The following is a 23,024-nucleotide window of genomic DNA, read 5'->3' as shown; positions in this document are numbered from 1 at the left end:
GCTGTCGCGCCGGCCCCCGACAGGTGCGTAACGGACAATCCGCTCACTCGAAGGGGTGGACCTGGGACCGGGGAGGCGCGCTGCGCCTCCCCGGTTCGTTCTGCCGGATGTGAGCGAGAACAACCGTGACGTAAAGCGCAATGCCCGCGAGCGGCTGGCGGTCGAGCGAGAGAAGCAGAAGGCCGCGGAGAAGCGCCGGCGCGCGCTGATCGTGGGGGCGTCGGTGGTCTGCGTCCTGGCCCTTGCCGCGGTGGTCGGCGTCCTGGCCGCCAACTCCGGCAAGGAGACCAAGAAGACCGACACGGCGGGACCGGCCGTGTCGCCGTCGGGAGCCACCGGCAAGGACGGTCTCGCCATCCCCGTCGGGAAGGACGGCGCCAAGTCGACCCTCACGGTGTGGGAGGACTTCCGCTGCCCCGCCTGCCAGGCCTTCGAGGCCATGTACCGGCCCACGATCCACGAGCTGGTCGACGCCGGACAGCTGAAGGTCGAGTACCACCTGGTCACCCTCATCGACGGGAACATGGGCGGCAGCGGCTCCCTGCGCGCGGCGAACGCCGCGGCCTGCGCCCAGGACGCCGGCAAGTTCACCGAGTACCACGACGTGCTCTACGAGAACCAGCCCAAGGAGACCGACGACGCCTTCGCCGACAACGCCAAGCTCATCGAGCTGGCGGGCAAGGTCGACGGCCTGGACACCCCGGCCTTCCGCAAGTGCGTCAATGACGGGACGCACGACAGCTGGGTCGTGAAGTCGAACACCGCCTTCCAGAACAACGGTCTGCACTCGACCCCGACCGTGCTGCTGGGCGCGACGAACATCTATGCGGACCAGACGATGACGCCCGCCAAGCTGAAGCAGTTGGTGGAGGCGGAGAACAAGTCCTGAGGTCCCCGCACGCCCGCTGCCCCCGGCCCGCCGCCCGGCCCGGGGGCAGCCGCACGTTATGGACCCGTTGCCGGGCCTCTTGCCTCAGGTGAGGTCCGGCACGGTAGCGTCGACCCTGCCATGGAACTTGCCTTCATTCCCAGCCCGTCGCGCAGTGTGCTGCATCTCGGCCCCATTCCGCTGCGCGCGTACGCGTTCTGCATCATCATCGGCGTCTTCGTGGCCGTCTGGCTCGGCAACAAGCGCTGGATCGCCCGGGGCGGGCGATCCGGCACCGTTGCCGACATCGCGGTCTGGGCCGTCCCCTTCGGTCTCCTCGGAGGCCGGCTCTATCACGTGATCACGGACTACGAGCTGTACTTCAGCGAGGGCCGTGACTGGGTGGACGCCTTCAAGGTGTGGGAGGGCGGGCTCGGCATCTGGGGTGCCATCGCGCTCGGCGCTGTCGGCGCCTGGATCGGCTGCCGCCGCCGCGGCATCCCGCTGCCGGCGTACGCCGACGCCATCGCCCCCGGCATCGCCTTCGCGCAGGCCATCGGGCGCTGGGGCAACTATTTCAACCAGGAGCTGTACGGCAAGGCCACGGACCTGCCCTGGGCGCTGCACATCACCTCCTCCACGGACGGCCGCGTCCCGGGCTACTACCACCCGACGTTCCTGTACGAGTCGCTGTGGTGCATCGGCGTCGGTCTCCTGGTCATCTGGGCCGACCGCCGCTTCCGGCTGGGCCACGGGCGCGCCTTCGCGCTGTACGTAGCCGCCTACTGCGTCGGCCGCGGCTGGATCGAGTACATGCGCGTCGACGACGCCCACCACATCCTCGGCCTGCGTCTGAACGACTGGACCGCGATGGTGGTCTTCCTGCTCGCGGTGCTGTACATCGTGATCTCCGCGCGCCGCCGTCCGGGCCGGGAGGCCGTCGTGGAGCCTGGCGCGGACACCCCCGACGACAAGGACGGCGAGACCGCCGCGGCCACCGAGGCCTCCGCCAAGGACGCGGACGACTCCGCCAAGGACGCGGACGACTCCGCCAAGGACGCGGACGACTCCGCCGACCGGGCGAAGCCCGCCGACGCGGACGCCGACCGACCCGGTGAGTCCGCCGACAGCGACACCGACGCCGTCGAGGACGTCGAGTCGGCGACCGCCGACGAGGCGAGGTCGGCCAAGAAGGGCTGACCTTCCGAACCCTGAAGGGGGCGCCGCGTCCGGGACGCGGCGCCCCCTTCGTGTGCCGGGCCGGGCCCGCTACGTCAGACGGCGCGCCAGCGCGAGGGTGCGATGGGCGGCCATCACCACCGCCGCGTCGACGAACCGGCCGTCGGGCAGGGCCTGGGCGCCCGCGTCGCTCTCGGCGGCCTTCACGACGGCCTCGGCCGAGTCGATCTCCGCCGAGGTGGGGAGATAGGCCTGCTCGATGATGGGCAGCTGGCGGGGATGGATCGCCGCACGCCCGAGGAAACCCAGTGTGCGGCCGTGACCGCAGGACGAGGCCAGCCCCTCCACGTCACGGATGTCCGGGTAGACCGACTGGACGGGCGGGGGCAGGCCCGCCGCACGCGCGGCCACGACCACACGGGCGCGCGACCAGTCCAGGCCCGTGTCGTTGCGGACGCCGAGGTCGGCCCTCAGGTCGGTCTCCCCGATGGCGATGCCGTGCAGTGCCCGGTGCGACGAGGCGATGGCGAAGGCGTGCTCCACCCCGAGCGCCGTCTCCAGGAGCGCGTACAGGGGAATCGCGGCGCCGTCGGCGGGCGTGGCCTCCAGCGCGGCCCGTGCGACGTCGGAGGGCGAGGTCACCTTGGGGAGCCGGATGCCGGACAGACCGGGGAGCGGGGAGAGGGTCTTGAGGTCGGTCTCCGTCAGCGGGTTGTCCAGGGCGTTGACGCGGACGTGGACCGGGACGGGCGGCGGATCGCACAGCAGGTCGGCCGTGGCCTCGCGGGCGTACGCCTTGCGGTCCGGGGCCACCGCGTCCTCCAGGTCCACCAGCACGACGTCCGCTCCGGAGGCCAGGGCCTTGGCGACCACGGCGGGACGGTCCCCGGGGGCGTACAGCCAGGTGAGGGGGAACTCCGCGGTCACAGAGCGCCCTCCGCCCGCAGCGCGCCGATCTCCGCCCCGGTCAGACCGAGCTCGGTGAGGACGCGCTCCGTGTCCGCGCCGTGCGGGCGGCCCGCCCAGTGGATCGCGCCCGGCGTGCCGGAGAGCCGGAAGAGGACGTTCTGCATGCGCAGCGGTCCGAGGTCGGGGTCGTCGAGGGTGGTCACGGTGTCCAGGGCCGCGTACTGCGGGTCGGTCATCACGTCCCGCACGTCCTGCACGGGGGCCACCGCGGCCTCCGCCTTCTCGAAGGCCTCCAGGACCTCGGTGCGGTCGTGCCGGGCGATCCACGAGCCGACCGCCTCGTCCAGGACGTCCGCGTGCCGGGCCCGGTCCGCGCCCGTCGCGAACCACGGCTCGTCGATCAGGTCCGGGCGTCCGACCAGCCGCATCACCCGCTCCGCGATCGACTGCGCCGACGTGGAGACCGCCACCCAGGAGCCGTCCGCCGTGCGGTAGGTGTTGCGGGGGGCGTTGTTCGCGGAGCGGTTCCCGGTGCGCGGCTGGACGTGGCCGAGCTGGTCGTACCAGATGGGCTGCGGGCCGAGGACGGTCAGGATCGGTTCGATGATCGCCATGTCGATGACCTGGCCCTCGCCGGTGCGGTCGCGGGCCCGCAGCGCGGTCATCACGGCGTACGCCGTCGCCAGGCCCGCGATCGAGTCGGCGAGCCCGAAGGGCGGCAGGACCGGCGGCGCGTCGGGCTCGCCGGTGACCGCGGCGAAGCCGCTCATCGCCTCGGCGAGCGTGCCGAAGCCGGGGCGGTGCGCGTACGGGCCGAACTGGCCGAACGCGGTGACCCTGGCCAGCAGCAGACGGGGGTTGGCGGCCGACAGTTCGTCCCAGCCCAGGTCCCACTTCTCCAGCGTGCCGGGGCGGAAGTTCTCGACGATCACGTCGGCGGTGGCGGCGAGCCGGAGCAGGGTCGCGCGGCCGCCGCGCTTGGACAGGTCCAGCGTGATCGTGTGCTTGTTGCGGCCGAGGAGTTTCCACCACAGGCCGACGCCGTCCTTCGACGGGCCGTGACCTCGCGACGGATCCGGTTTGGCCGGATGCTCCACCTTGATGACCTCCGCGCCGAAGTCGCCGAGCATGGTGGCGGCCAGCGGTCCGGCGAAGAGGGTCGCGAGGTCCAGGACGCGCAGCCCGGCGAGCGGGCCGTCGCGTTCCGGTCGGGCGCTCGCGCGATGGGCCGGCCCTGTGCGCTCCGGGTGCGCGCTCACCGGACCGGTGCCGTGCGGGCCCGCCGGTCGGGCCGGGCGCGCGGTCATGAGCGCGCACCGTTCGACTGCGCGGCCTGGGCGTCGATCTCCGAGCGGTACGGCATCGAGGAGGACGCCCCCGGCCGCTGCACCGAGAGCGCCGCGGCCGCCGACGCCCAGACGAGCGCCTCCGGCATCTCCCGGCCCTCGGCGAGCGCCACGGCGAGGGTGCCCGCGAAGGTGTCGCCCGCACCGGTCGAGTCCACGGCGGTCACCCGGGGAGCGGGCACGGTGAGGGGCCGCGCGCCCCGGGCCGCGTACAGGCTGCCCGCCGCGCCCAGGGTGACGACGACCTGCGGGACCTGTTCGAGCAGGACCGCGGCGGCCTCGTACGGGTCGGTGACGCCGGTGAGCGCGGCGGCTTCGTGCTCGTTGGGCAGCAACAGGTCGATGGCACCGAGCAGTTCGGCTGCCAGGGGCTGGGCGGGGGAGGGGGTCAGAATCGTACGGACGCCGTGCCGGCGCGCGGCCCGGGCGCCCGCGACGACGGCGTCGAGCGGGATCTCCAGCTGGAGCAGGAGGGCGTCGGCGGTGGCGATGAGTCCCTCGTCGCCGGGGGCGAGGGCGGTGACCGTGCCGTTGGCGCCGGGGACGACGACGATGGCGTTGCCGCCCTCGTCGTCGACGACGATGTGCGCGGTGCCCGACGGGCCCTCGGTGGTGCGCAGGTGGTCGGTGTCCACGCCTGAGTGCTCCAGCGTGGACCGGAGCTGGCTGCCGAAGGCGTCCGCGCCCACCGCGCCGATCAGTGAGACGTCGGCGCCCGCGTGCGCCGCGGCCACCGCCTGGTTGGCGCCCTTGCCACCGGGGATCGTACGGAACTCCCGTCCCGTCACGGTCTCCCCGCGCTGCGGCGCCTTGGGGACGTACGCGACGAGGTCCATGTTCGTGCTGCCGAGCACGGCGATGTGGGTCATGGGCGACGGATCTCCCGTTGTGTGAGGTGGGCGAGGGTGTCGAAGCCGATGCCGTCGAAGTCGGCGATCGAGGTGGCGAGCCGGTTCTTCAGGGGGCTGGTCCAGCGGTCGGGCAGGGCCAGGGGGTCGCCCGCGAGGAGGCCCGCGACGCTGCCGGCCGTCGCGCCGTTGGAGTCGGTGTCCCAGCCGCCCGACACCGCCCGGCAGATGGAGCCGGTGAAGTCGCCGTCCGCGTGGGTGAGGGCGGCGGCGATCAGGGCGGTGTTGGGCACGGCGTGCACCCAGTGGCAGTCGTGGTGGACGGCGTGCAGTTCGTCGACGACCGTGTCGAAATCGTCCGTCGAACGGGCGAGCCGGACGGCGTGCCGGACCGCGCGGGCCAGTCGGGAGCCGGGCGGCACGACCGTGAGTCCGGTGCCGAGACACCGGTGGACGTCGCTCGCCCCGCCGGCCGCCTCGGCGATGACCGCCGCCGTGAACATCGCCGCGTAGACGCCGTTGGCGGTGTGGGTGAGGGTGGCGTCCCGGTGGGCCTGTGCCGCCGCGGCGCCCGGATCACCGGGGTTGGTCCAGCCGTGCACGTCGGCGCGGATCAGCGCGCCGATCCACTCGCGGAACGGGTTGCGGTGGCGGGCCGTCCGCGGGGGTTCGATACCGGACAGGAGGTTGCGGTAGGCGACGCGTTCCGCGGTGAACGTACGGCCCGCGGGGAGTTCGTCCAGCCAGAGCCGGGCCACGTCCGCGGTGGTGAACCGCCTGCCGTGGCGTTGCAGCAACAGGAGGTTCAGGAGCGGGTAGTTGAGGTCGTCGTCCTCCGGCATGCCGTCGATGTTCTCGGCGAGGGAAGTGGGCGCGGAGCGCTTGTTCCAGGGGTACGCCTCCTTGAGGTGCCCGGGCAGTCCGCGCGCCGTGAACCAGGTGTGCAGGGGCCAGTTCCCGGTGGCCCGGGCCAGCTCCCGGATGCCCCGCAGAGGCAGCTTCTCCACCGGTTTGCCCAGCAGGCAGCCGACCGCCCTGCCCAGCCAGGCCGCTTCGAGGCGGGCCTGGCCGGGGACCGGCGGCGGCACCGGTGGCGGCGCCGGCCAGTCCGCGCAGTGGGCTCTGATCCTCGGCAGGCCGGTCGGCTCCTGGTGCGCCGACGTGCTGGGCAGGTCCGCCAGTTCGTCGAGCAGGTCCTCGGCCAGGACCCGCAGGTACGGGGAGACGGGGGTCGGGGAGGAACCCGCGCGCAGCGGGGCCTCGGGGCCGCCCGCCGCGCGCCAGCGGGCCGCGACGGCCGCGGGAGAGCGGCCGTCCTGGGCCGCCTGGTGCAGTTCGTGGCCGAGGAGGTCCTCGGGCTGGACCCAGGTCAGCCGGAGCGCCTGCGCCGGCGGCCCGGCGGAGCCGGTCACCGTGGTCCCGCCAGAGCCGCGTACGCCGATTCGTGGGCCCGGCGGCGGCGCACGTCCCGCTCGAAGATCTCCCGGGTCACCTCCGCGAGCGTTCTGGCCGGTCCGTCCAGGTCGAGGCGGCTCGACTCCGCCACCGTCTTCGCCCAGTCGTGCGGGACCTCGGACCCGAGGGCGCCCGCGAGGGCCCCGGCCATGGTGGCGATGGAGTCGCAGTCGCGTCCGTAGTTGACCGCGCCGAGGACCGCGTGCCGGTACTCGCCGCCCGCGACCACCAACATGCCGAGGGCGACGGGGAGTTCCTCGATGGAGTGCAGGCGTGACGGACGGCGGGCGCCCAGCGAGGGGGCGCGGTAGTCGGGGCCGACGGTGTCGTAGGGGGCCACCGCCTCGCGCAGCGGGGCCAGCGCGGACTCGAAGTCCGTGTGGCGGGCGGCGACTTCGCAGACCGCCGCGACGGCGTCGCGGGTGCCGTCCTTCGCCAGAGCCAGGCAGGCGTCGACCACCGAGGCGGGGGTCGCCCCGGGGGCGCAGGCCGCCGCCACCGCCGCGGCGAAGACGCCCGCGGCCTCGCGGCCGTACGACGACTGGTGGGCGCCGGCGACGTCGAGCGCCTCGGCGTACGCGGCGGCCGGGTTCGCCGCGTTGACCAGGCCGACCGGGGCCATGTACATCGCCGCACCGCAGTTGACGATGTTGCCGGTGCCCGCCTCGCGGGGGTCCACGTGGCCGTAGTGCAGCCGGGCCACCAGCCACTTCTCCGCGAGGAAGATCCGTTGCAGGGGGAGCGCCTCGGCCTCCAGTTCGGGAACCCAGCGGGGGGTGCCCATGAGGTCGGGCACCAGGTGCTCGGCGACGGAGTACGCGTCGAGGTGGTCGCGGACGGTGGCGTACACCCGTACCAGCGCATGGGTCATCAAGGTGTCGTCGGTGACGTGTCCGTCGCCCTTGTGGTACGGGGCGATGGGGCGGGCGGTGCGCCACGCGTCGCCGTTCCAGGGGCCGACGATGCCGTGCACCCGGCCGCCGTGGCGCTCGGTGATCTGCTCGGGGGAGTACCCCTCGACGGGGCCGCCGAGCGCGTCGCCGACGGCGGCTCCGACGAGGGCTCCGGTGATCCGTTCGTCGAGGGTTACCGTTCCTTCTCCTTTGGGCGTCATGCCCGAATCATCCCTCTGGGTGGGCCAGTTCCGTCGCTTCGAGCAGATCGGCGAGTCCGATGAGGTCCGTCCCGGTCAGCCGGGGCAGCGCACAGCCGGAAAGCGTGCGGCAGGCGTCGCGCCAGGAGGCGGGGATCGCCGCACCCCCGCCGAGGGCTCCGGTCAGCGCGCCCGCGAGCGCCGGGGCGGAGTCGGCGACCCGGGACAGACAGGCGGCGGCCGGCACCGCCTCGGCGATCCGGCCGCGCGCGGCGGTGGCCAGGGCGAGGGCCACCGGGACGGTCTCGGCGGCGGCGATGCCGTAGCTGTACACGTGATCCACGATCTGGTGTTCCAGCAGCGGGACCAGGGCGAACGTGCCCTCGCTGGCACGCGCGAGGGTGAGCGCGTGCCGGGCGTTGCGGCCGATCTCCGTCGACTCGGGGAGTTCCGCGAGCGCGGCGTCCGCGCAGGCGTCGACGTCGGCCCCGGCGAGGGCCAGCGCCAGTGCCGCCGCCATCGCCCGGGCGCCGTGCACACCGTCGCCGTCCTGGGTGTAGCGGGCATCGAACTCCGCGAGTTCGGCGGCGAGTCGGGGGTCGCCCGGGTGGGCCACGGCCAGCACACAGGCCCGGACGCAGGCCGCGTCGTCGAAGTAGTGCGGATTGTCGTGGCCGGTGGCCGGTGGGCGCAGTCCGGTGGCGAGGTTGCCGAGCCCGGCCCGTACGGAGATCCGGGCGCGCAGCGGGAGCAGGGCGGACTCGACCTCCGGGGCGCGTTCCGCTGCGGCGGCGACCTCGCTGGCGATCGCGTTCCACGACAGGTCGATGGACGCCCGCATCCGCCGCTCCCGGCTCAGGTCGCCGAGCGCGGCGCCCTCTCCGGCGCGCAGCACGGCCTCCGCCGCGAACGCCGCCCACTCCGCGTCGTCCGACGGGCCGAGCCTGAGCGGCTCCGGCGGCTGGTTGAGCGCGATCGGCACGGGCAGCGTCGTGGTCGCGTTCTGCTCCGCGAACGTGTCCAGCTCCCGGGTCAGCCGCCGCGTCCACTCGGGCATCCGCGCGGCCCGGTGCCGGGCCGCGGGCCATCCCGCCGCGTCCCCCGCGGCGAGCCCGAGGAGCAGCCCCTCGATGCGACGGATGCGCGGCCGCCGGGCCACGCCCGCACGGACCTCGCGGCCGGGCTCCGCGGCGAGGCCTTCCGCGACGACGATCCGCACCGGACCGTCGGAGCGCCCGCGCACGGCCTCGTGGGCGCCGGGTGCGGGGGTGGTCACCCGGGCGGCAACGGGTGCGGTGGTGATCTCCGGCGCGGCGAGAGGCGCCGGGTCGGTATCCGGGACGGCGGTGGCTGCGGTGGTGACCTCCGGGACGGCAACGGGTGCGGTGGTGGTCTCCGGGACGGCGGTGGGCGTCGGGGTGATCTCCGGGACGGCGAGGGGTGCCGGGGTGGTGTCCGGCGCGGTGGGAGGCGCGGGCGTGGCCTTCGGTGCGGCGGGTGGGATGGACTCCTGCCCGGCAATGGGTGCGGTGGTGACCTCCGGAACGGCAACAGGTGCGGTGATGATCTCCGGGACGGCGAGGGGTGCCGGGGTGGTGTCCGGCACGGTGGGAGGCGCGGGCGTGGCCTTCGGTGCGGCGGGTGGGATGGACTCCTGCCCGGCAATGGGTGCGGTGGTGACCTCCGGGACGGCGGCGGGTGCGGTGATGATCTCCGGGACGGCGAGGGGTGCCGGGGTGGTGTCCGGGACGGCGGCGGGTGCGGTGGTGATCTCCGGGACGGCGAGGGGTGCCGGGGTGGTGTCCGGCGCGGTGGGTGGTGCGGGCGCGGGTTCCGGGGCGACGGCGGGTGCCGTGGTGGTCTCCGGGACGGCAGCGGGGCGGGGGGTGATCTGCCGTGCAGCGGGTGGTGCGGACGTGACCTTCGGCCTGGAGGCCGGGGTGGTCTCCGGAACGGCAACGGGTGCCGTGGTGGTCTCCGGTGCGGCGAGGGGTGCCGGTGGGTTTGTCTTCGGTGCGGCCGGTGGTGCGGGCGTGGCTTCCGGCATGGTGGCGGGTCCTGGGGTGGTTCCCGCTGCGGCCGGTACTGGGGGTGTGGTCTCGGGGGCGGCGGGCGCCGGGTCGGCGCCCGGTGCGCGCGGCGCCGGGGGTGTGGTTTCCGGGGTGGCGGCGGGCGCCGGGTTGGCTCCCGGGCGGGCGGCGCCGGGCGCGGACGTGGTGTCCGTGGCGGCGCCGGGCGCGGGCGTGGTCTCCGGGACGGACGCCGCTCCCTCGCCGCCCGCGCGATCCGCGGGCTCGTCTCCGACCAGACCGGGCCTCACGGGCGGACCTCCTCGTCCTCGGCGGCCGGCACGTAGGCGTCGGCGTACGCGTCGGCGCCGAGGGGCGGGCACGGGTGCGGGGTCGCGGGCGGGTGTCCGCCCGGGGACGCCGGCGGGCGCCTGCCCGCGGTGGTGAGCGGGCGCCGGCCGGAGAGCGGCGGCAGGTACGCCCCCGGTTCCAGCGGCGGCCACTCGCCCCCGGCACCGGCCTCGCCCCGTGCGCGCCCCTGGGGGCCCCACTTGCTCGCGTCCTCCGGCGTCAGCAGCTCCGCCACGTCCAGGACGTGGTGGCCCTTCATGGAGGGCAGGCAACTGCCCCGGGCCGGGCCGATCGCCGCGGCCCAGGCGGCCGGGATCGCCGAGACGCCGCGGGTCGCGCCGGCCAGGGCACCGGCCACCGCGGCCGTGGTGTCGGCGTCGCGGCCCATGTTGACGGCCGTCAGCACGGACTCCTCGAAGGCGCCGTCGGCGGCGGCGTACGCGCCGAAGGCGAGGGCCACCGCCTCCGGTGCCAGGTCGGTCCAGGGGTAGCCGCCGATGACGACCGCAGAGCGGACCGCCCGCTCGCCCCGGTGGGCGACCGCGACCGCCCGGCGCAGCGAGCGGGCCGTCCAGGAGTCGTCCGGGATCACCGCCAGCGCGGAGGCGACGACCGCGATGGTGTGGGCGCCCGCCATGGCCGCGGCGACACCCGCCGCGACCGTCTGGCCGCCGTAGATGCCCTCGCCGTCGTGGCTCACCGAACCGTCGACGGCCACGAGCCGTGCGGCCTCCGCCGGGCGGCCCGCCGCGAAGACCCCGAAGGGCGCCGCCCGCATCGCCAGCCCGTCGCTCCAGGCGTGCCGGTGCTGGGCCGAGATCGGCGCCGCCAGTCCCCGGCGCAGGTTCTCCAGCGTGCCGCGCTCGCTGAATCCGGCGCCCCGGAACGGGCCCTCGTCGCGGTCGGCGATCCACTGGTGCCAGGCCGCCTCGACATGGGCGACGGTGAGTGCCGAGCCGTGCCGGGCCAGCAGCAGTCCCGAGAAGATCGCGTACTCGGTGTCGTCCGTCCCGGCCGGGTGCTCGGTGACGTACCCGGTGATCCGGCCCCATTTCGCGCGGATCTCCGACGGCTTCATGTTCTCGGCGGGCGCGCCCAGCGCGTCCCCGACGGCCAGTCCCAGCAGCGCGCCGCGCGCCCGCTCACGGAGTTCGGCGGCGTCCCCGGGCGCCGGGACCGAGGGAATGCAGGCGATGGAAGCCATACGTGCCTCTCTTCCGAGGACCCCTGCCGGTGCGCGGCTTCGGTGCGCGGAGCCCTTTGCGGATCTGTCCCACATCGGCGGTTGACAAGAGCCTCACGGGCCCCGCTGTCACCCGGTCGACATCTGTGCGTCTCACATCTCGGATGAGCGGATGGAGGCAAAGTCGCAGGTAAGCCCAGCCTTTCCTTGCTGGCGGGCGGGAATTCCGAGGCGTACTTTGAGGGTTGTCGAAAAGTGGAAACAGTCCAATCAAGCATCATGGGGGACCCCGGCATGGCCATCATCGAGACCGAAGCGACCCTGCACGAGGCGCACCGCGACAACCACACGCACCGCGACGTCAACGGCGGCTGGCTGCGCCCCGCCGTGTTCGGCGCGATGGACGGGCTCGTCTCGAACCTCGCTCTCATGACCGGCGTCGCCGGCGGTGCCGTCTCCCACCGGACGATCGTGATCACGGGACTCGCAGGGCTCGCCGCGGGCGCCTTCTCGATGGCGGCCGGCGAGTACACCTCCGTCGCCTCGCAGCGCGAACTCGTCGAGGCGGAACTCGACGTGGAGAGAAGGGAGCTGCGCAAGCACCCCAAGGACGAGGAGCGTGAGCTCGCCGACCTGTACGAGGCGCGCGGCGTCGAGCCGGAGTTGGCGCGCGAGGTCGCCCGGCAGCTCTCCCGCGACCCCGAGCAGGCCCTGGAGATCCATGCGCGCGAGGAGCTGGGCATAGACCCGGGCGACCTGCCCTCCCCGTCCGTCGCCGCCGTGTCGAGCTTCGGCTCCTTCGCCCTCGGCGCCCTGCTCCCCGTCCTGCCGTATCTGCTCGGCGCGACGGCCCTGTGGCCGGCCCTGGTGCTCGCGTTCATCGGACTTTTCGCGTGCGGTGCGATCGTGGCCAAGGTGACCGCCCGGTCCTGGTGGTTCAGCGGACTGCGGCAGCTCGCTCTCGGTGGCGCCGCGGCGGGTGTGACGTACGCCCTGGGCAGTCTGTTCGGTACCGCCGTAGGATGAGGAGGCCGAGCACTTATGCAAGGGACTGCATAAATAGCCGTTACTCGGCGGTTTCGATTCCTTAACCACCGGGCATGAGCCGTAAGCACCGCAGGCAATGACGCCTGCGCCCGCAACCCTCGTGACGAGCGACGATGCCCGCTGCGAACCGGACCGACGGGCACTGATCTGTCCGCTTAGGTCCCCCTTGATTCCACCGTCTGGCGCGGAACCCCGACCGCGACCCCGCGGTGTCCGCATGTTGGAACGGTGTATCCGGTTTTCGAGAACCACTCCATCATGTAACCTGCGTGAAATTTTGAACCCCCAGCAGAGGGCCAACGTCGTCCCTCGGCAGATGTCATATGCCACGACGACGACGGGAGAGCCGATGCGTACGCCGCGCCAGCCGTCCCAGCACTCCGCGAATGGCCAGAACTGGTCCTTCATGGATGCTCGCCCTGCTGCGCAGGGTATGTACGACCCCCGCAACGAGCGCGACGCCTGTGGCGTCGGCTTCGTGGCCACCCTCACCGGCGAGGCGAGCCACGCGCTGGTCGAGCAGGCGCTCACGGTTCTGCGCAACCTGGAGCACCGCGGCGCGACCGGCTCCGAGCCCGACTCGGGCGACGGCGCCGGCATCCTCTCCCAGGTGCCCGACGCCTTCTTCCGTGAGGTGGCCGGATTCGAGCTGCCCGAGGCCGGTGCCTACGCCGTCGGCATCGCCTTCCTGCCCGAGGACACCACGGCCGACGCCGTCTCACAGATCGAGACGATCGCGGGCGACGAGGGCCTGACGGTCCTCGGCTGGCGCGAGGTCCCGGTCGCCCCCGAGCTGCTCGGTGCCACCGCTCGCTCCACGATGCCCGCCTTCCGGCAGATCTTCGTGGCCGACGGTGCCAGCACGGGCATCGACCTCGACCGCAAGGCGTTCGTGCTGCGCAAGCGCGCCGAGCGCGAGGCCGGCGTCTACTTCCCGTCGCTGTCCGCGCGGACCATCGTCTACAAGGGCATGCTGACCACCGGCCAGCTGGAGCCCTTCTTCCCGGACCTGTCCGACCGCCGCTTCACCTCCGCGATCGCGCTCGTGCACTCCCGGTTCTCCACCAACACCTTCCCGAGCTGGCCGCTCGCCCACCCGTACCGCTTCGTCGCGCACAACGGCGAGATCAACACGGTCAAGGGCAACCGCAACTGGATGCGCGCCCGCGAGTCCCAGCTCGTCTCCGACCTGTTCGGCGACAAGGGCCTGGAGCGGATCTTCCCCGTCTGCACTCCGGACGCGTCCGACTCGGCCTCCTTCGACGAGGTGCTCGAACTCCTGCACCTCGGCGGCCGTTCGCTCCCGCACTCCGTGCTGATGATGATCCCGGAGGCGTGGGAGAACCACGACTCCATGGACCCGGCCCGCCGCGCCTTCTACCAGTTCCACTCCACGATGATGGAGCCCTGGGACGGCCCGGCCTGTGTCACCTTCACCGACGGCACCCAGGTCGGCGCGGTCCTCGACCGCAACGGCCTGCGCCCCGGCCGCTACTGGGTCACCGACGAGGGCCTCGTCGTCCTCGGCTCCGAGGTCGGTGTCCTCGACATCGACCCCGCCAAGGTCGTCCGCAAGGGCCGCCTCCAGCCCGGCAGGATGTTCCTCGTCGACACCGCCGAGCACCGCATCATCGAGGACGACGAGATCAAGGCCGATCTCGCCGCCGAGAGCCCGTACGCGGAGTGGCTGGAAGCCGGCGAGATCGAGCTCTCCGACCTGCCCGAGCGCGAGCACATCGTGCACACCCACGCCTCGGTCACCCGCCGTCAGCAGACCTTCGGCTACACCGAGGAAGAGCTCCGCGTCCTCCTCGCGCCGATGGCCAAGGCCGCCGCCGAGCCGATCGGCTCGATGGGCACGGACTCGCCGATCGCCGCCCTCTCGCAGCGTCCGCGTCTGCTCTTCGACTACTTCACCCAGCTGTTCGCACAGGTCACCAACCCGCCGCTGGACGCGATCCGCGAGGAGCTGGTCACCTCCCTGCGCTCCTCGCTGGGCCCGCAGGGCAACCTGCTGGACCCGACGGCCGCCTCCTGCCGCTCGGTCACCCTGCCCTTCCCGGTGATCGACAACGACGAGCTGGCCAAGCTCATCCACATCAACGCCGACGGCGACATGCCCGGCATGAAGGCCGCGACCCTCTCCGGCCTCTACCGGGTCTCCGGCGGCGGCGACGCGCTGGCCGCGCGGATCGAGGAGATCTGCGCCGAGGCCGACGCAGCCATCGAGAACGGCGCCCGGCTGATCGTCCTGTCGGACCGCCACTCGGACGCCGAGCACGCGCCGATCCCGTCGCTGCTGCTCACCGCGGCCGTCCACCACCACCTCATCCGCACCAAGCAGCGCACCCACGTGGGCCTGCTGGTCGAGGCCGGTGACGTCCGCGAGGTCCACCACGTCGCCCTGCTCATCGGCTTCGGCGCCGCGGCGGTCAACCCGTACCTGGCGATGGAGTCCGTCGAGGACCTCGTCCGCGCGGGCACCTTCCTGTCCGGCATCGAGTCCGAGCAGGCCATCCGCAACCTGATCTACGCGCTCGGCAAGGGCGTCCTCAAGGTCATGTCCAAGATGGGCATCTCCACCGTCGCCTCCTACCGCGGCGCCCAGGTCTTCGAGGCCGTCGGCCTGGACGACGCCTTCGTCGAGAAGTACTTCAACGGCACGGCGACGAAGATCGGCGGCGCCGGTCTCGACGTCATCGCCAAGGAGGTCGCCGCCCGGCACGCCAAGGCCTACCCGGCCTCCGGCATCGCGCCCGCGCACCGCGCCCTCGACATAGGCGGCGAGTACCAGTGGCGCCGCGAGGGCGAGCCGCACCTGTTCGACCCGGAGACCGTCTTCCGCCTCCAGCACGCGACGCGCACCGGCCGCTACGACATCTTCAAGAAGTACACGGACCGGGTGAACGAGCAGTCCGAGCGTCTGATGACGCTGCGCGGCCTGTTCGGCTTCACGTCCGGCCGGCAGCCGATCTCCGTCGACGAGGTCGAGCCCGCCTCCGAGATCGTCAAGCGCTTCTCCACCGGCGCCATGTCGTACGGCTCCATCTCCAAGGAGGCGCACGAGACCCTCGCCATCGCCATGAACCAACTGGGCGGCAAGTCCAACACCGGTGAGGGCGGCGAGGACCCGGAGCGCCTGTACGACCCGGCGCGCCGCTCGTCGATCAAGCAGGTCGCCTCCGGCCGCTTCGGCGTGACCTCCGAGTACCTGGTCAACGCCGACGACATCCAGATCAAGATGGCGCAGGGCGCGAAGCCCGGCGAGGGCGGCCAGCTGCCCGGCCACAAGGTGTACCCCTGGGTCGCCAAGACCCGGCACAGCACCCCGGGCGTGGGCCTCATCTCCCCGCCCCCGCACCACGACATCTACTCCATCGAGGACCTGGCTCAGCTGATCCACGACCTCAAGAACGCCAACCCGCAGGCCCGCATCCACGTGAAGCTGGTCTCCGAGGTCGGCGTCGGCACGGTCGCCGCGGGTGTCTCCAAGGCCCACGCGGACGTCGTCCTGATCTCCGGCCACGACGGCGGTACGGGCGCCTCGCCGCTCACCTCGCTGAAGCACGCCGGTGGCCCCTGGGAGCTCGGCCTCGCCGAGACCCAGCAGACGCTGCTGCTCAACGGCCTGCGCGACCGCATCGTCGTGCAGACCGACGGCCAGCTGAAGACCGGCCGTGACGTCGTCATCGCCGCGCTGCTCGGCGCCGAGGAGTTCGGTTTCGCGACCGCGCCGCTCGTCGTCTCCGGCTGCGTCATGATGCGCGTCTGCCACCTGGACACCTGCCCGGTCGGCATCGCCACCCAGAACCCGGTGCTGCGCGACCGCTTCGCCGGCAAGGCCGAGCATGTGGTGAACTTCTTCCGGTTCATCGCCGAGGAGGTCCGCGAGATCCTCGCCGAGCTGGGCTTCCGCTCCATCGAGGAGGCCGTCGGCCACGCCGAGAACCTCGACGTCGCGCGCGCGGTCGACCACTGGAAGGCGCAGGGCCTGGACCTGTCCCCGCTGTTCCACGTGCCCGAGCTGCCCGAGGGCGCGGTGCGTCACCAGAGCGTCGCCCAGGACCACGGTCTGGAGAAGGCGCTCGACAACGAGCTGATCAAGCTGGCCGCAGACGCGCTGGCCGCGGACTCCGCGACCGACGCCCAGCCGGTCCGCGCGCAGGTCGCGATCCGCAACATCAACCGCACGGTCGGCACCATGCTCGGCCACGAGGTGACGAAGAAGTTCGGTGGAGCGGGCCTGCCCGACGACACCGTCGACATCACCTTCACGGGCTCGGCGGGCCAGTCCTTCGGCGCCTTCCTGCCGCGCGGTGTCACGCTGCGCCTGGAGGGCGACGCCAACGACTACGTCGGCAAGGGCCTCTCCGGCGGCCGGGTGATCGTCCGTCCCGACCGGGGCGCCGACCACCTCGCCGAGTACTCGACGATCGCGGGCAACACCATCGCGTACGGCGCGACGGGCGGCGAGCTCTTCCTGCGCGGCCGCACGGGTGAGCGCTTCTGCGTCCGCAACTCCGGTGCGCTGGTGGTCTCCGAGGGCGTGGGCGACCACGGCTGCGAGTACATGACCGGCGGTCACGCGGTGGTCCTCGGCGAGACGGGCCGCAACTTCGCGGCCGGCATGTCCGGCGGCATCGCGTACGTCATCGACCTCGACCGCGACAACGTCAACGTCGGCAACGTGGACGCCGTCGAGGAACTCGACGACACCGACAAGCAGTGGCTGCACGACGTGGTGCGCCGGCACGCGGAGGAGACCGGCTCCACGGTCGCCGAGAAGCTCCTCGCCGAGTGGTCCGTGTCCGTGGACCGCTTCAGCAAGATCATCCCCAGCACGTACAAGGCAGTGCTCGCCGCCAAGGACGCCGCCGAGCGAGCCGGACTCCCCGAGTCCGAGATCACCGAGAAGATGATGGAGGCGGCGACCAATGGCTGATCCCAAGGGCTTTCTGAACCACGGCCGCGAGGTCGCCCGGTCCCGCCCCGTCGAGGAGCGGGTCCGGGACTGGAACGAGGTCTACGTCCCCGGTTCGCTGCTCCCGATCATCTCGAAGCAGGCGAGCCGCTGCATGGACTGCGGCATCCCGTTCTGCCACAACGGCTGTCCGCTGGGGAACCTGATCCCGGAGTGGAACGACTACGCGTACCGCGAGGACTGGTCCGCCGCGTCCGAGCGCCTGCACGCCACGAACAACTTCCCGGAGTTCACGGGCCGCCTGTGCCCCGCTCCGTGCGAGTCGGCGTGCGTGCTCGGCATCAACCAGCCGGCCGTGACCATCAAGAACGTCGAGGTCTCGATCATCGACAAGGCGTGGGACAGCGGCGACGTCGCGCCCCGCGCCCCCGAGCGGCTGTCCGGCAAGACGGTCGCGGTGATCGGCTCCGGCCCCGCGGGTCTGGCCGCCGCCCAGCAGCTGACCCGGGCCGGCCACACCGTCGCGGTCTACGAGCGCGCCGACCGCGTCGGCGGCCTGCTCCGCTACGGCATCCCCGAGTTCAAGATGGAGAAGCGGCACATCAACCGCCGCATCGAGCAGATGCGCGCGGAGGGCACCCGCTTCCGCACCGGTATCGAGATCGGCCGCGACCTCAAGGCGACGGACCTGCGCAAGCGGTACGACGCCGTGGTCATCGCCGCCGGTGCGACGACCGCCCGCGACCTGCCCGTGCCCGGGCGGGAACTCACCGGCATCCACCAGGCCATGGAGTACCTGCCGCTGGCCAACAAGGTGCAGGAGGGCGACTACGTGGCGCCCCCGATCAGCGCCGAGGGCAAGCACGTCGTCGTGATCGGCGGCGGCGACACGGGCGCGGACTGCGTGGGCACCGCCCACCGCCAGGGCGCGGCCTCGGTCACGCAGCTGGAGATCATGCCGCGGCCGGGCGAGGAGCGGAACGCGGGCCAGCCCTGGCCCACCTTCCCGATGCTCTACAAGGTCACCTCCGCGCACGAGGAGGGCGGCGAGCGGGTCTACTCCGTCTCGACCACCCACTTCGAGGGCGACGAGGACGGCAACGTCCAGTGGCTGCACCTGTCCGAGGTGGAGTTCGTCGACGGCAAGCTGACGGCCAAGCCGGGCACGGAGCGCAAGATCCCCGCCCAGCTGGTGACGCTGGCCATGGGCTTCACCGGCACGGACGTGGAGAACGGCCTGGTCTCCCAGTTCGGCCTGGAGCTCGACGCCCGCGGCAACATCGCCCGCGACGCCGAGTTCGCGACCAACGTCCCCGGCGTGTACGTCGCCGGTGACGCGGGCCGCGGCCAGTCGCTGATCGTCTGGGCGATCGCCGAGGGCCGCTCGGCCGCCCGCGGGGTGGACCGGTTCCTCACGGGCGCCAGCGACCTCCCGGCCCCGATCCGCCCGACGGACCGCTCGCTGATGGTCTGACCCCCCGAACGGTGACCTGACGGTCACTCATCTGCGTCCCGTACAAAGGCGTACGGAACACAGACGGCGCCTGCCTCACTGTCCCCGACCGGACGAACTGGCAGGCGCCGCCACGTTGTCCGGTGGGGTGTCCCCGGCCAGGGGCCACCGCACCGGCTCCGGAACGCGGCCGGGACGCGGCCACGGAGCCCGGCGCACGATGGTCACTTCACGAAGACGATCACTTCACGAAGACGGTCACTTCACGAAGCGGTACTTCAGGTGGGTGGCGAGGGGCGTCTCGACCACCCTGACCTGTTCCAGATCCCGCCGTCCGGCCCCCGGTCCCTCGAAGAGCCGCAGCCCGTCGCCGAGCAGCGCGGGCACGACGTGCAGTTGCAGCTCGTCGACGAGCCCTTCCCGGAGGTACTGCCGCACGGTGCTCGCCCCGCCCGCGATGTCGACGTTCTTGTCCCCGGCGGCGGCCCTCGCCCGGTCGAGGGCGCTGTGGATGCCGTCGGTGACGAAGGTGAAGACGGTGCCGCCCTCCTTGACCAGGGTCGGCCGGGGCCGGTGGGTGAGCACGAAGACCGGGGTGCGGAACGGCGGGTTGTCGCCCCAGAACTCCTCGCCGGTGTCGTACATCATCCGGCCCATGACCACCGCGCCGGTGGCGTCGAACCACTCGCGCATCAGCTCGGAGTCGCGGTTCTCCTGCCCGCCGGTCATGCCCTGGCGCTCACGCCAGCTCGCCAGGCCGTGGATCCACTCGAAGAGCGGTTCGGCGCCGTCGCCTCCCGGGTTGTCGAGGGCGACTCCGGTGCCGGCGACGAAGCCGTCGAGGGAGATGGCGAGGTCCGCGGTCACGGTCACGGTGGGTGCTCCTGAACTCCTGGGGTGTACTGCCTCCACCCTCACGTCGATCGGGGACCCGCGCATTCGACACGCGGCTCAGGGAACCTTGTACGGCTCCCCGTAGACCTTCCACTCCAGCGGCGTCTTCAGGTCCAGGTTCCCGTCGTACAGGAACTGCCGCTGGGCCGTGTCGATGCGGGTCGTGTCGCGGTCGGGGTTCTTGGACTTCATGGCCTTGCGGCGGATGTCCAGGAAGATGTCCAGGTACGCCTTCTCGTCGCCGCCCTCGGAGGGCAGGTCTGCCTCGCGCATGGCGCGTTCGCGCAGGCCGTAGAAGCCGTCGGGGCCGGTGCCCGGGCCGTGCAGGACCATGGCGTCGTAGTAGACGAACTGGCCCAGGGTGCCGAGCCCGTCGAGCTTGGCGAGCCGGACGGCGGGGTCGAAGTAGACGCGGTCGCGTTCGGTGACCTGGGCGTCGCGGAAGGCGGGGAGCCGGGCCTCGTGCTTCCAGGCCGCGGTGAAGCCGGGGTCGAGGCCCTCGTGGGAGTCCGTGCCGTCGACCTTGCGCAGCGCGGGGAGATAGCGTGCGAGGCCGTTGTCCGGGTGGGCCTTGGTGTAGCGCTCCACGAGGGTGAGCAGGTCGTGGGTGCCCGTGCAGAAGCCGACGACGCCCGCGGTGTAGCCCTGGCCGTCGCCGATGTCCTCGATGTAGCCGTACGCCTCGCGCCAGTTCAGGGTGGAGTTCTCGGCGCTCGCCACGATCTGCTGGGCGAGCTCCTTCTTGCCCGGGGCGGCGAGGCCGGGCGGCATGTCGGCGATGACCTCGTCGTCGGCGGCCCGCTCGGCCTTGGCCTTGGCCTCCTCGCGGGCCTGGCTCGACGCCGAGGTGCCGCCCTTGCCGTCGGCCGTGGCCGGGTGCTCGGGCGTGGCGAAGTACACCACCACCGTGACCAGGACGGGGATCGCGCCGAACAGCAGGCAGCCAGCTCTCTTCATGGCGCACAGGTTACGGCGGGGAGGCGCACAGGTGTGCGCCCCCTCCCGCCTGCGGGGGACGGCGATGCCGCCACCGAGCCGTCATGGGGCACGCTCTAGGCCATACCGCTCTTCAGCGACGACACCTTGACCAGGGTCAGCACCACGAGGAGCGCCAGGAGGCCCGCACAGGCCGCCGCCTGCACCGCCGTACGCCGCCGGTCGCGGGGCGCGTAGGCGTACGCGGCCGTCACGGCGCCACCGGCCAGCAGACCGCCGAGGTGCCCCTCCCAGGAGGTGACCGCGGCCGAGACGGCCAGCCAGAGCAGCAGACCCACCATGAAGCGGTTGACGGCGCGCATGTCCGCGCCGAGCCGGCGGGCCATCACGTAGTACGCGGCACCGAGACCGAAGATCGCGCCGGACGCGCCGAGCGTGGGGTCCTCCGGGGAGATCAGCAGGACGAGGACCGAGCTGCCGAGCGCCGACAGCAGGTACAGCGTGATGTAGCGGGCACGGCCGAGCTGGGCCTCCACCACGCGGCCGATGTTCCACAGCGAGACCATGTTCATCACGATGTGCAGGATGCCGAATGTGCCCTCGGTGGGCGGCAGATGGAGGAACGCGCCGGTCAGCAGCCGGTACCACTCGCCGTCGACGAGGCCCTCCGCGTGGTAGCCCGCCGGGTACAGGGCCTGCCAGACGTAGTGGCCGCCGTCCGGCCCCACCAGACCGGCGCCGAGCATCTCGAACCGGTCCGTCACCGAGGAGCGCGCCAGTTCGGCGAGGTAGGCCAGCACATTGAGGCCTATGAGCACATACGTCACCGCGGGGACCGTCGAGATCCGGCCGCCGAAGGCGGTGCGGGCCTGGCGGACCGACCGCGCGCCCTCCTTCACGCATTCCACGCACTGGTGGCCGACGGCCGCCTCGCGCATGCAGTCCGGGCAGATGAAGCGGTCGCACCGGGTGCACCGCACATGGGACTCCACCTTGGGATGGCGATAGCAGGTGGTGACGGCGGACTCGGGCTCCACGGCCGGCTCCTCGGGAGTACGTGCGGGACAACAGGGCTGCGGGGGGCGGTCGAACGGATGCCGACGGTGCGGCGGCGAACAAAATAGCGAACGTCGGTGGGCAGGTGGGACGGCAGGGGGCCGTGGTGCCGTAATCTCGGCGGTCCCGTCACCAGCGCGCGATCGGAGATCCGTATGGCCGGAATCAGCCTCACCAAGGTGGAGGAGACCGCGCCGGCCCTGGTCGGTCCGTACAAGAGCGCGGGAGTCTCCCTCACCAAGCACGGGCTGAGCGGGCAGCGGGCCGCCGTGTACCTCGTGGTCGACTACTCGGGGTCGATGAAGCCGTACTACCGGGACGGCAGCGTGCAGGCGCTCGCCGACCGGGTGCTCGGCCTCTCCGCACACCTCGACGACGACGGTTCGGTCCCGGTCGTCTTCTTCTCCACGGACGTCGACGCCGTCACCGACATCGCGCTCGACAACCATCAGGGCCGGGTCGAACGGATCGTGGCCGGGCTCGGGCACATGGGCAAGACCAGCTACCACCTGGCCATGGACGCCGTCATCGACCACTACCTGGACAGCGGTTCGACGGCCCCCGCCCTCGTCGTCTTCCAGACCGACGGCGGCCCGATCAACAAGCTCGCCGCGGAGCGGTACCTGTGCAAGGCGGCGAAGCTCCCGCTGTTCTGGCAGTTCATAGGGTTCGGCGACCCGGGCAGCAGGCAGTTCGAATTCCTGCGCAAACTCGACGAGCTGGCCGTGCCCGAGAAGCGAGTGGTCGACAACGCCGGGTTCTTCCACGCCGGTTCGGATCCGCTGAAGGTGTCCGACGAGGAGCTGTACGACCGGATGGTCGGCGAGTTCCCGCAGTGGCTGACCGTCGCGAGGGCGCGGGGGATCGTGCGATGACCGTGCGCCTGTTGCCCGCCGCGGGGCGGGCCGCCGTGCCCTGGAAGAACGGCGGCGGGGTCACCCGGGAGATCGCCGCCGGGCCCGAGGGCGCGGGCATGGACGACTTCGCCTGGCGCATCAGCCTCGCCGACGTCGCCGCCGACGGGCCCTTCTCGGCGTTCGCGGGGGTGGACCGCATCCTGACCATGGTCGAGGGCGCGGGAATGGACCTCACCGTCGGCGCCGCGCACCGGCGGGTCGACACGCGGTACGTGCCCCAGCGCTTCCCCGGCGACCTGCCCACCGACTGCCGGCTTCTCGGGGGACCGGTCGTGAACCTCAACGTCATGTGGCGCCGGGGTGGCGAGGCCGCCCCGGCCGTCACCGTGGCGCACCCCGGCTCGCCGCCCGCCGGCCCGGCCGGACCGGCCGCGCTGGTCGTCGTGCTGGACGGGACCGCCGAGGTGGCGGGGCTGACCCTCGGGCGGTACGACGCCGCGCTGCTGACCGACGAGGTGGCCGTGCCGCGCGTGACGGGCCGCACCGCCGTCATCGACCTCGCCGGAGTGCGCCGGGCGGGCTGACCTCCTCCGCGTGACCGGCGAGCGGCGATTCCGGG

General features: G+C 72.6%; 17 protein-coding genes. 7 read left to right on the top strand and 10 right to left on the bottom strand.

Annotation, left to right across the window (positions count from 1 at the left end):
• Positions 1–109 precede the first annotated feature (109 nt).
• Both BKI49_RS08920 and lgt read left to right on the top strand, forming a co-directional pair.
• A complete protein-coding gene (locus tag BKI49_RS08920) occupies positions 110–889 on the top strand; it encodes a DsbA family protein (RefSeq protein ID WP_095933664.1) in 780 nt (259 codons plus the stop codon).
• A 120-nt stretch (positions 890–1,009) separates the two neighbouring features.
• Positions 1,010–2,068, top strand: a complete 1,059-nt coding sequence (gene lgt / locus BKI49_RS08915) for a prolipoprotein diacylglyceryl transferase (RefSeq protein WP_095933663.1) — start codon at positions 1,010–1,012, stop codon at positions 2,066–2,068.
• Between the two features lie 69 nt (positions 2,069–2,137).
• Here the strand turns inward: lgt and BKI49_RS08910 are convergent, their stop codons facing one another.
• The 7 genes from BKI49_RS08910 to BKI49_RS08880 form a co-directional block, all read right to left on the bottom strand.
• Positions 2,138–2,974 (bottom strand): HpcH/HpaI aldolase/citrate lyase family protein, encoded by an 837-nt coding sequence (locus BKI49_RS08910; protein WP_095933662.1) that lies wholly within the window; start codon positions 2,972–2,974, stop codon positions 2,138–2,140.
• The gene (locus BKI49_RS08905) at positions 2,971–4,263 is read right to left on the bottom strand and encodes a CaiB/BaiF CoA transferase family protein (protein ID WP_257004667.1); all 1,293 of its coding nucleotides are present in this window, start codon (positions 4,261–4,263) and stop codon (positions 2,971–2,973) included. Before BKI49_RS08905 ends, BKI49_RS08910 begins: the two co-directional genes overlap by 4 nt.
• Positions 4,260–5,171, bottom strand: coding sequence for a ribokinase (gene rbsK, locus BKI49_RS08900; RefSeq protein WP_095933661.1), 912 nt, complete (start codon positions 5,169–5,171; stop codon positions 4,260–4,262). Before rbsK ends, BKI49_RS08905 begins: the two co-directional genes overlap by 4 nt.
• Complete coding sequence (locus BKI49_RS08895; RefSeq protein ID WP_095933660.1) at positions 5,168–6,562, bottom strand: ADP-ribosylglycohydrolase family protein; 1,395 nt, start codon at positions 6,560–6,562, stop codon at positions 5,168–5,170. The genes rbsK and BKI49_RS08895 overlap by 4 nt, the downstream gene beginning before the upstream one ends.
• Entirely contained in the window at positions 6,559–7,719 is a 1,161-nt protein-coding gene (locus BKI49_RS08890; protein WP_095933659.1) for an ADP-ribosylglycohydrolase family protein, read from the bottom strand. The genes BKI49_RS08895 and BKI49_RS08890 overlap by 4 nt, the downstream gene beginning before the upstream one ends.
• A gap of 7 nt (positions 7,720–7,726) precedes the next feature.
• Positions 7,727–8,941, bottom strand: a complete 1,215-nt coding sequence (locus BKI49_RS08885; RefSeq protein ID WP_373557529.1) for an ADP-ribosylglycohydrolase family protein — start codon at positions 8,939–8,941, stop codon at positions 7,727–7,729.
• 1,073 nt (positions 8,942–10,014) lie between these two features.
• A complete protein-coding gene (locus BKI49_RS08880; RefSeq protein WP_095933658.1) occupies positions 10,015–11,262 on the bottom strand; it encodes an ADP-ribosylglycohydrolase family protein in 1,248 nt (415 codons plus the stop codon).
• A gap of 273 nt (positions 11,263–11,535) precedes the next feature.
• Between BKI49_RS08880 and BKI49_RS08875 the strand changes: the two genes are divergently transcribed.
• The 3 genes from BKI49_RS08875 to BKI49_RS08865 all read left to right on the top strand — a co-directional run bounded on the left by BKI49_RS08875 (position 11,536) and on the right by BKI49_RS08865 (position 18,683).
• Positions 11,536–12,267, top strand: coding sequence for a VIT1/CCC1 transporter family protein (locus BKI49_RS08875; protein ID WP_095933763.1), 732 nt, complete (start codon positions 11,536–11,538; stop codon positions 12,265–12,267).
• 370 nt (positions 12,268–12,637) lie between these two features.
• Positions 12,638–17,230: a glutamate synthase large subunit gene (gene gltB, locus BKI49_RS08870; RefSeq protein WP_095933657.1), complete on the top strand. Its 4,593-nt coding sequence runs from the start codon at positions 12,638–12,640 to the stop codon at positions 17,228–17,230.
• Positions 17,223–18,683, top strand: a complete 1,461-nt coding sequence (locus tag BKI49_RS08865) for a glutamate synthase subunit beta (RefSeq protein WP_095933656.1) — start codon at positions 17,223–17,225, stop codon at positions 18,681–18,683. The genes gltB and BKI49_RS08865 overlap by 8 nt, the downstream gene beginning before the upstream one ends.
• A 237-nt stretch (positions 18,684–18,920) precedes the next feature.
• On the opposite strand, the gene BKI49_RS08860 is transcribed toward BKI49_RS08865, so the two are convergent.
• From BKI49_RS08860 to BKI49_RS08850, 3 genes are all read right to left on the bottom strand, one after another.
• Positions 18,921–19,535: a dihydrofolate reductase family protein gene (locus tag BKI49_RS08860; protein WP_095933655.1), complete on the bottom strand. Its 615-nt coding sequence runs from the start codon at positions 19,533–19,535 to the stop codon at positions 18,921–18,923.
• A gap of 78 nt (positions 19,536–19,613) precedes the next feature.
• Positions 19,614–20,513 carry a chitosanase gene (locus tag BKI49_RS08855; protein WP_095933654.1) on the bottom strand — a complete coding sequence of 300 codons (900 nt, stop codon included), beginning with the start codon at positions 20,511–20,513 and terminating at the stop codon, positions 19,614–19,616.
• 95 nt (positions 20,514–20,608) lie between these two features.
• Positions 20,609–21,529 (bottom strand): rhomboid family intramembrane serine protease, encoded by a 921-nt coding sequence (locus BKI49_RS08850; RefSeq protein ID WP_095933653.1) that lies wholly within the window; start codon positions 21,527–21,529, stop codon positions 20,609–20,611.
• Positions 21,530–21,703: 174 nt separating this feature from the next.
• On the opposite strand from BKI49_RS08850, the gene BKI49_RS08845 reads away from it, so the two are divergent.
• Positions 21,704–22,423, top strand: a complete 720-nt coding sequence (locus BKI49_RS08845; RefSeq protein ID WP_095933652.1) for a vWA domain-containing protein — start codon at positions 21,704–21,706, stop codon at positions 22,421–22,423.
• Positions 22,420–22,989, top strand: a complete 570-nt coding sequence (locus BKI49_RS08840) for a HutD/Ves family protein (RefSeq protein WP_095933651.1) — start codon at positions 22,420–22,422, stop codon at positions 22,987–22,989. Before BKI49_RS08845 ends, BKI49_RS08840 begins: the two co-directional genes overlap by 4 nt.
• Positions 22,990–23,024: the final 35 nt, after the last annotated feature.

Source organism: Streptomyces sp. Tue6028, assembly GCF_002300165.1.
Lineage (GTDB): Bacteria > Actinomycetota > Actinomycetes > Streptomycetales > Streptomycetaceae > Streptomyces > Streptomyces siamensis.
Note: the sequence above shows the minus strand (reverse complement) of the source record. Positions and strands in the feature narration are given on the sequence as shown.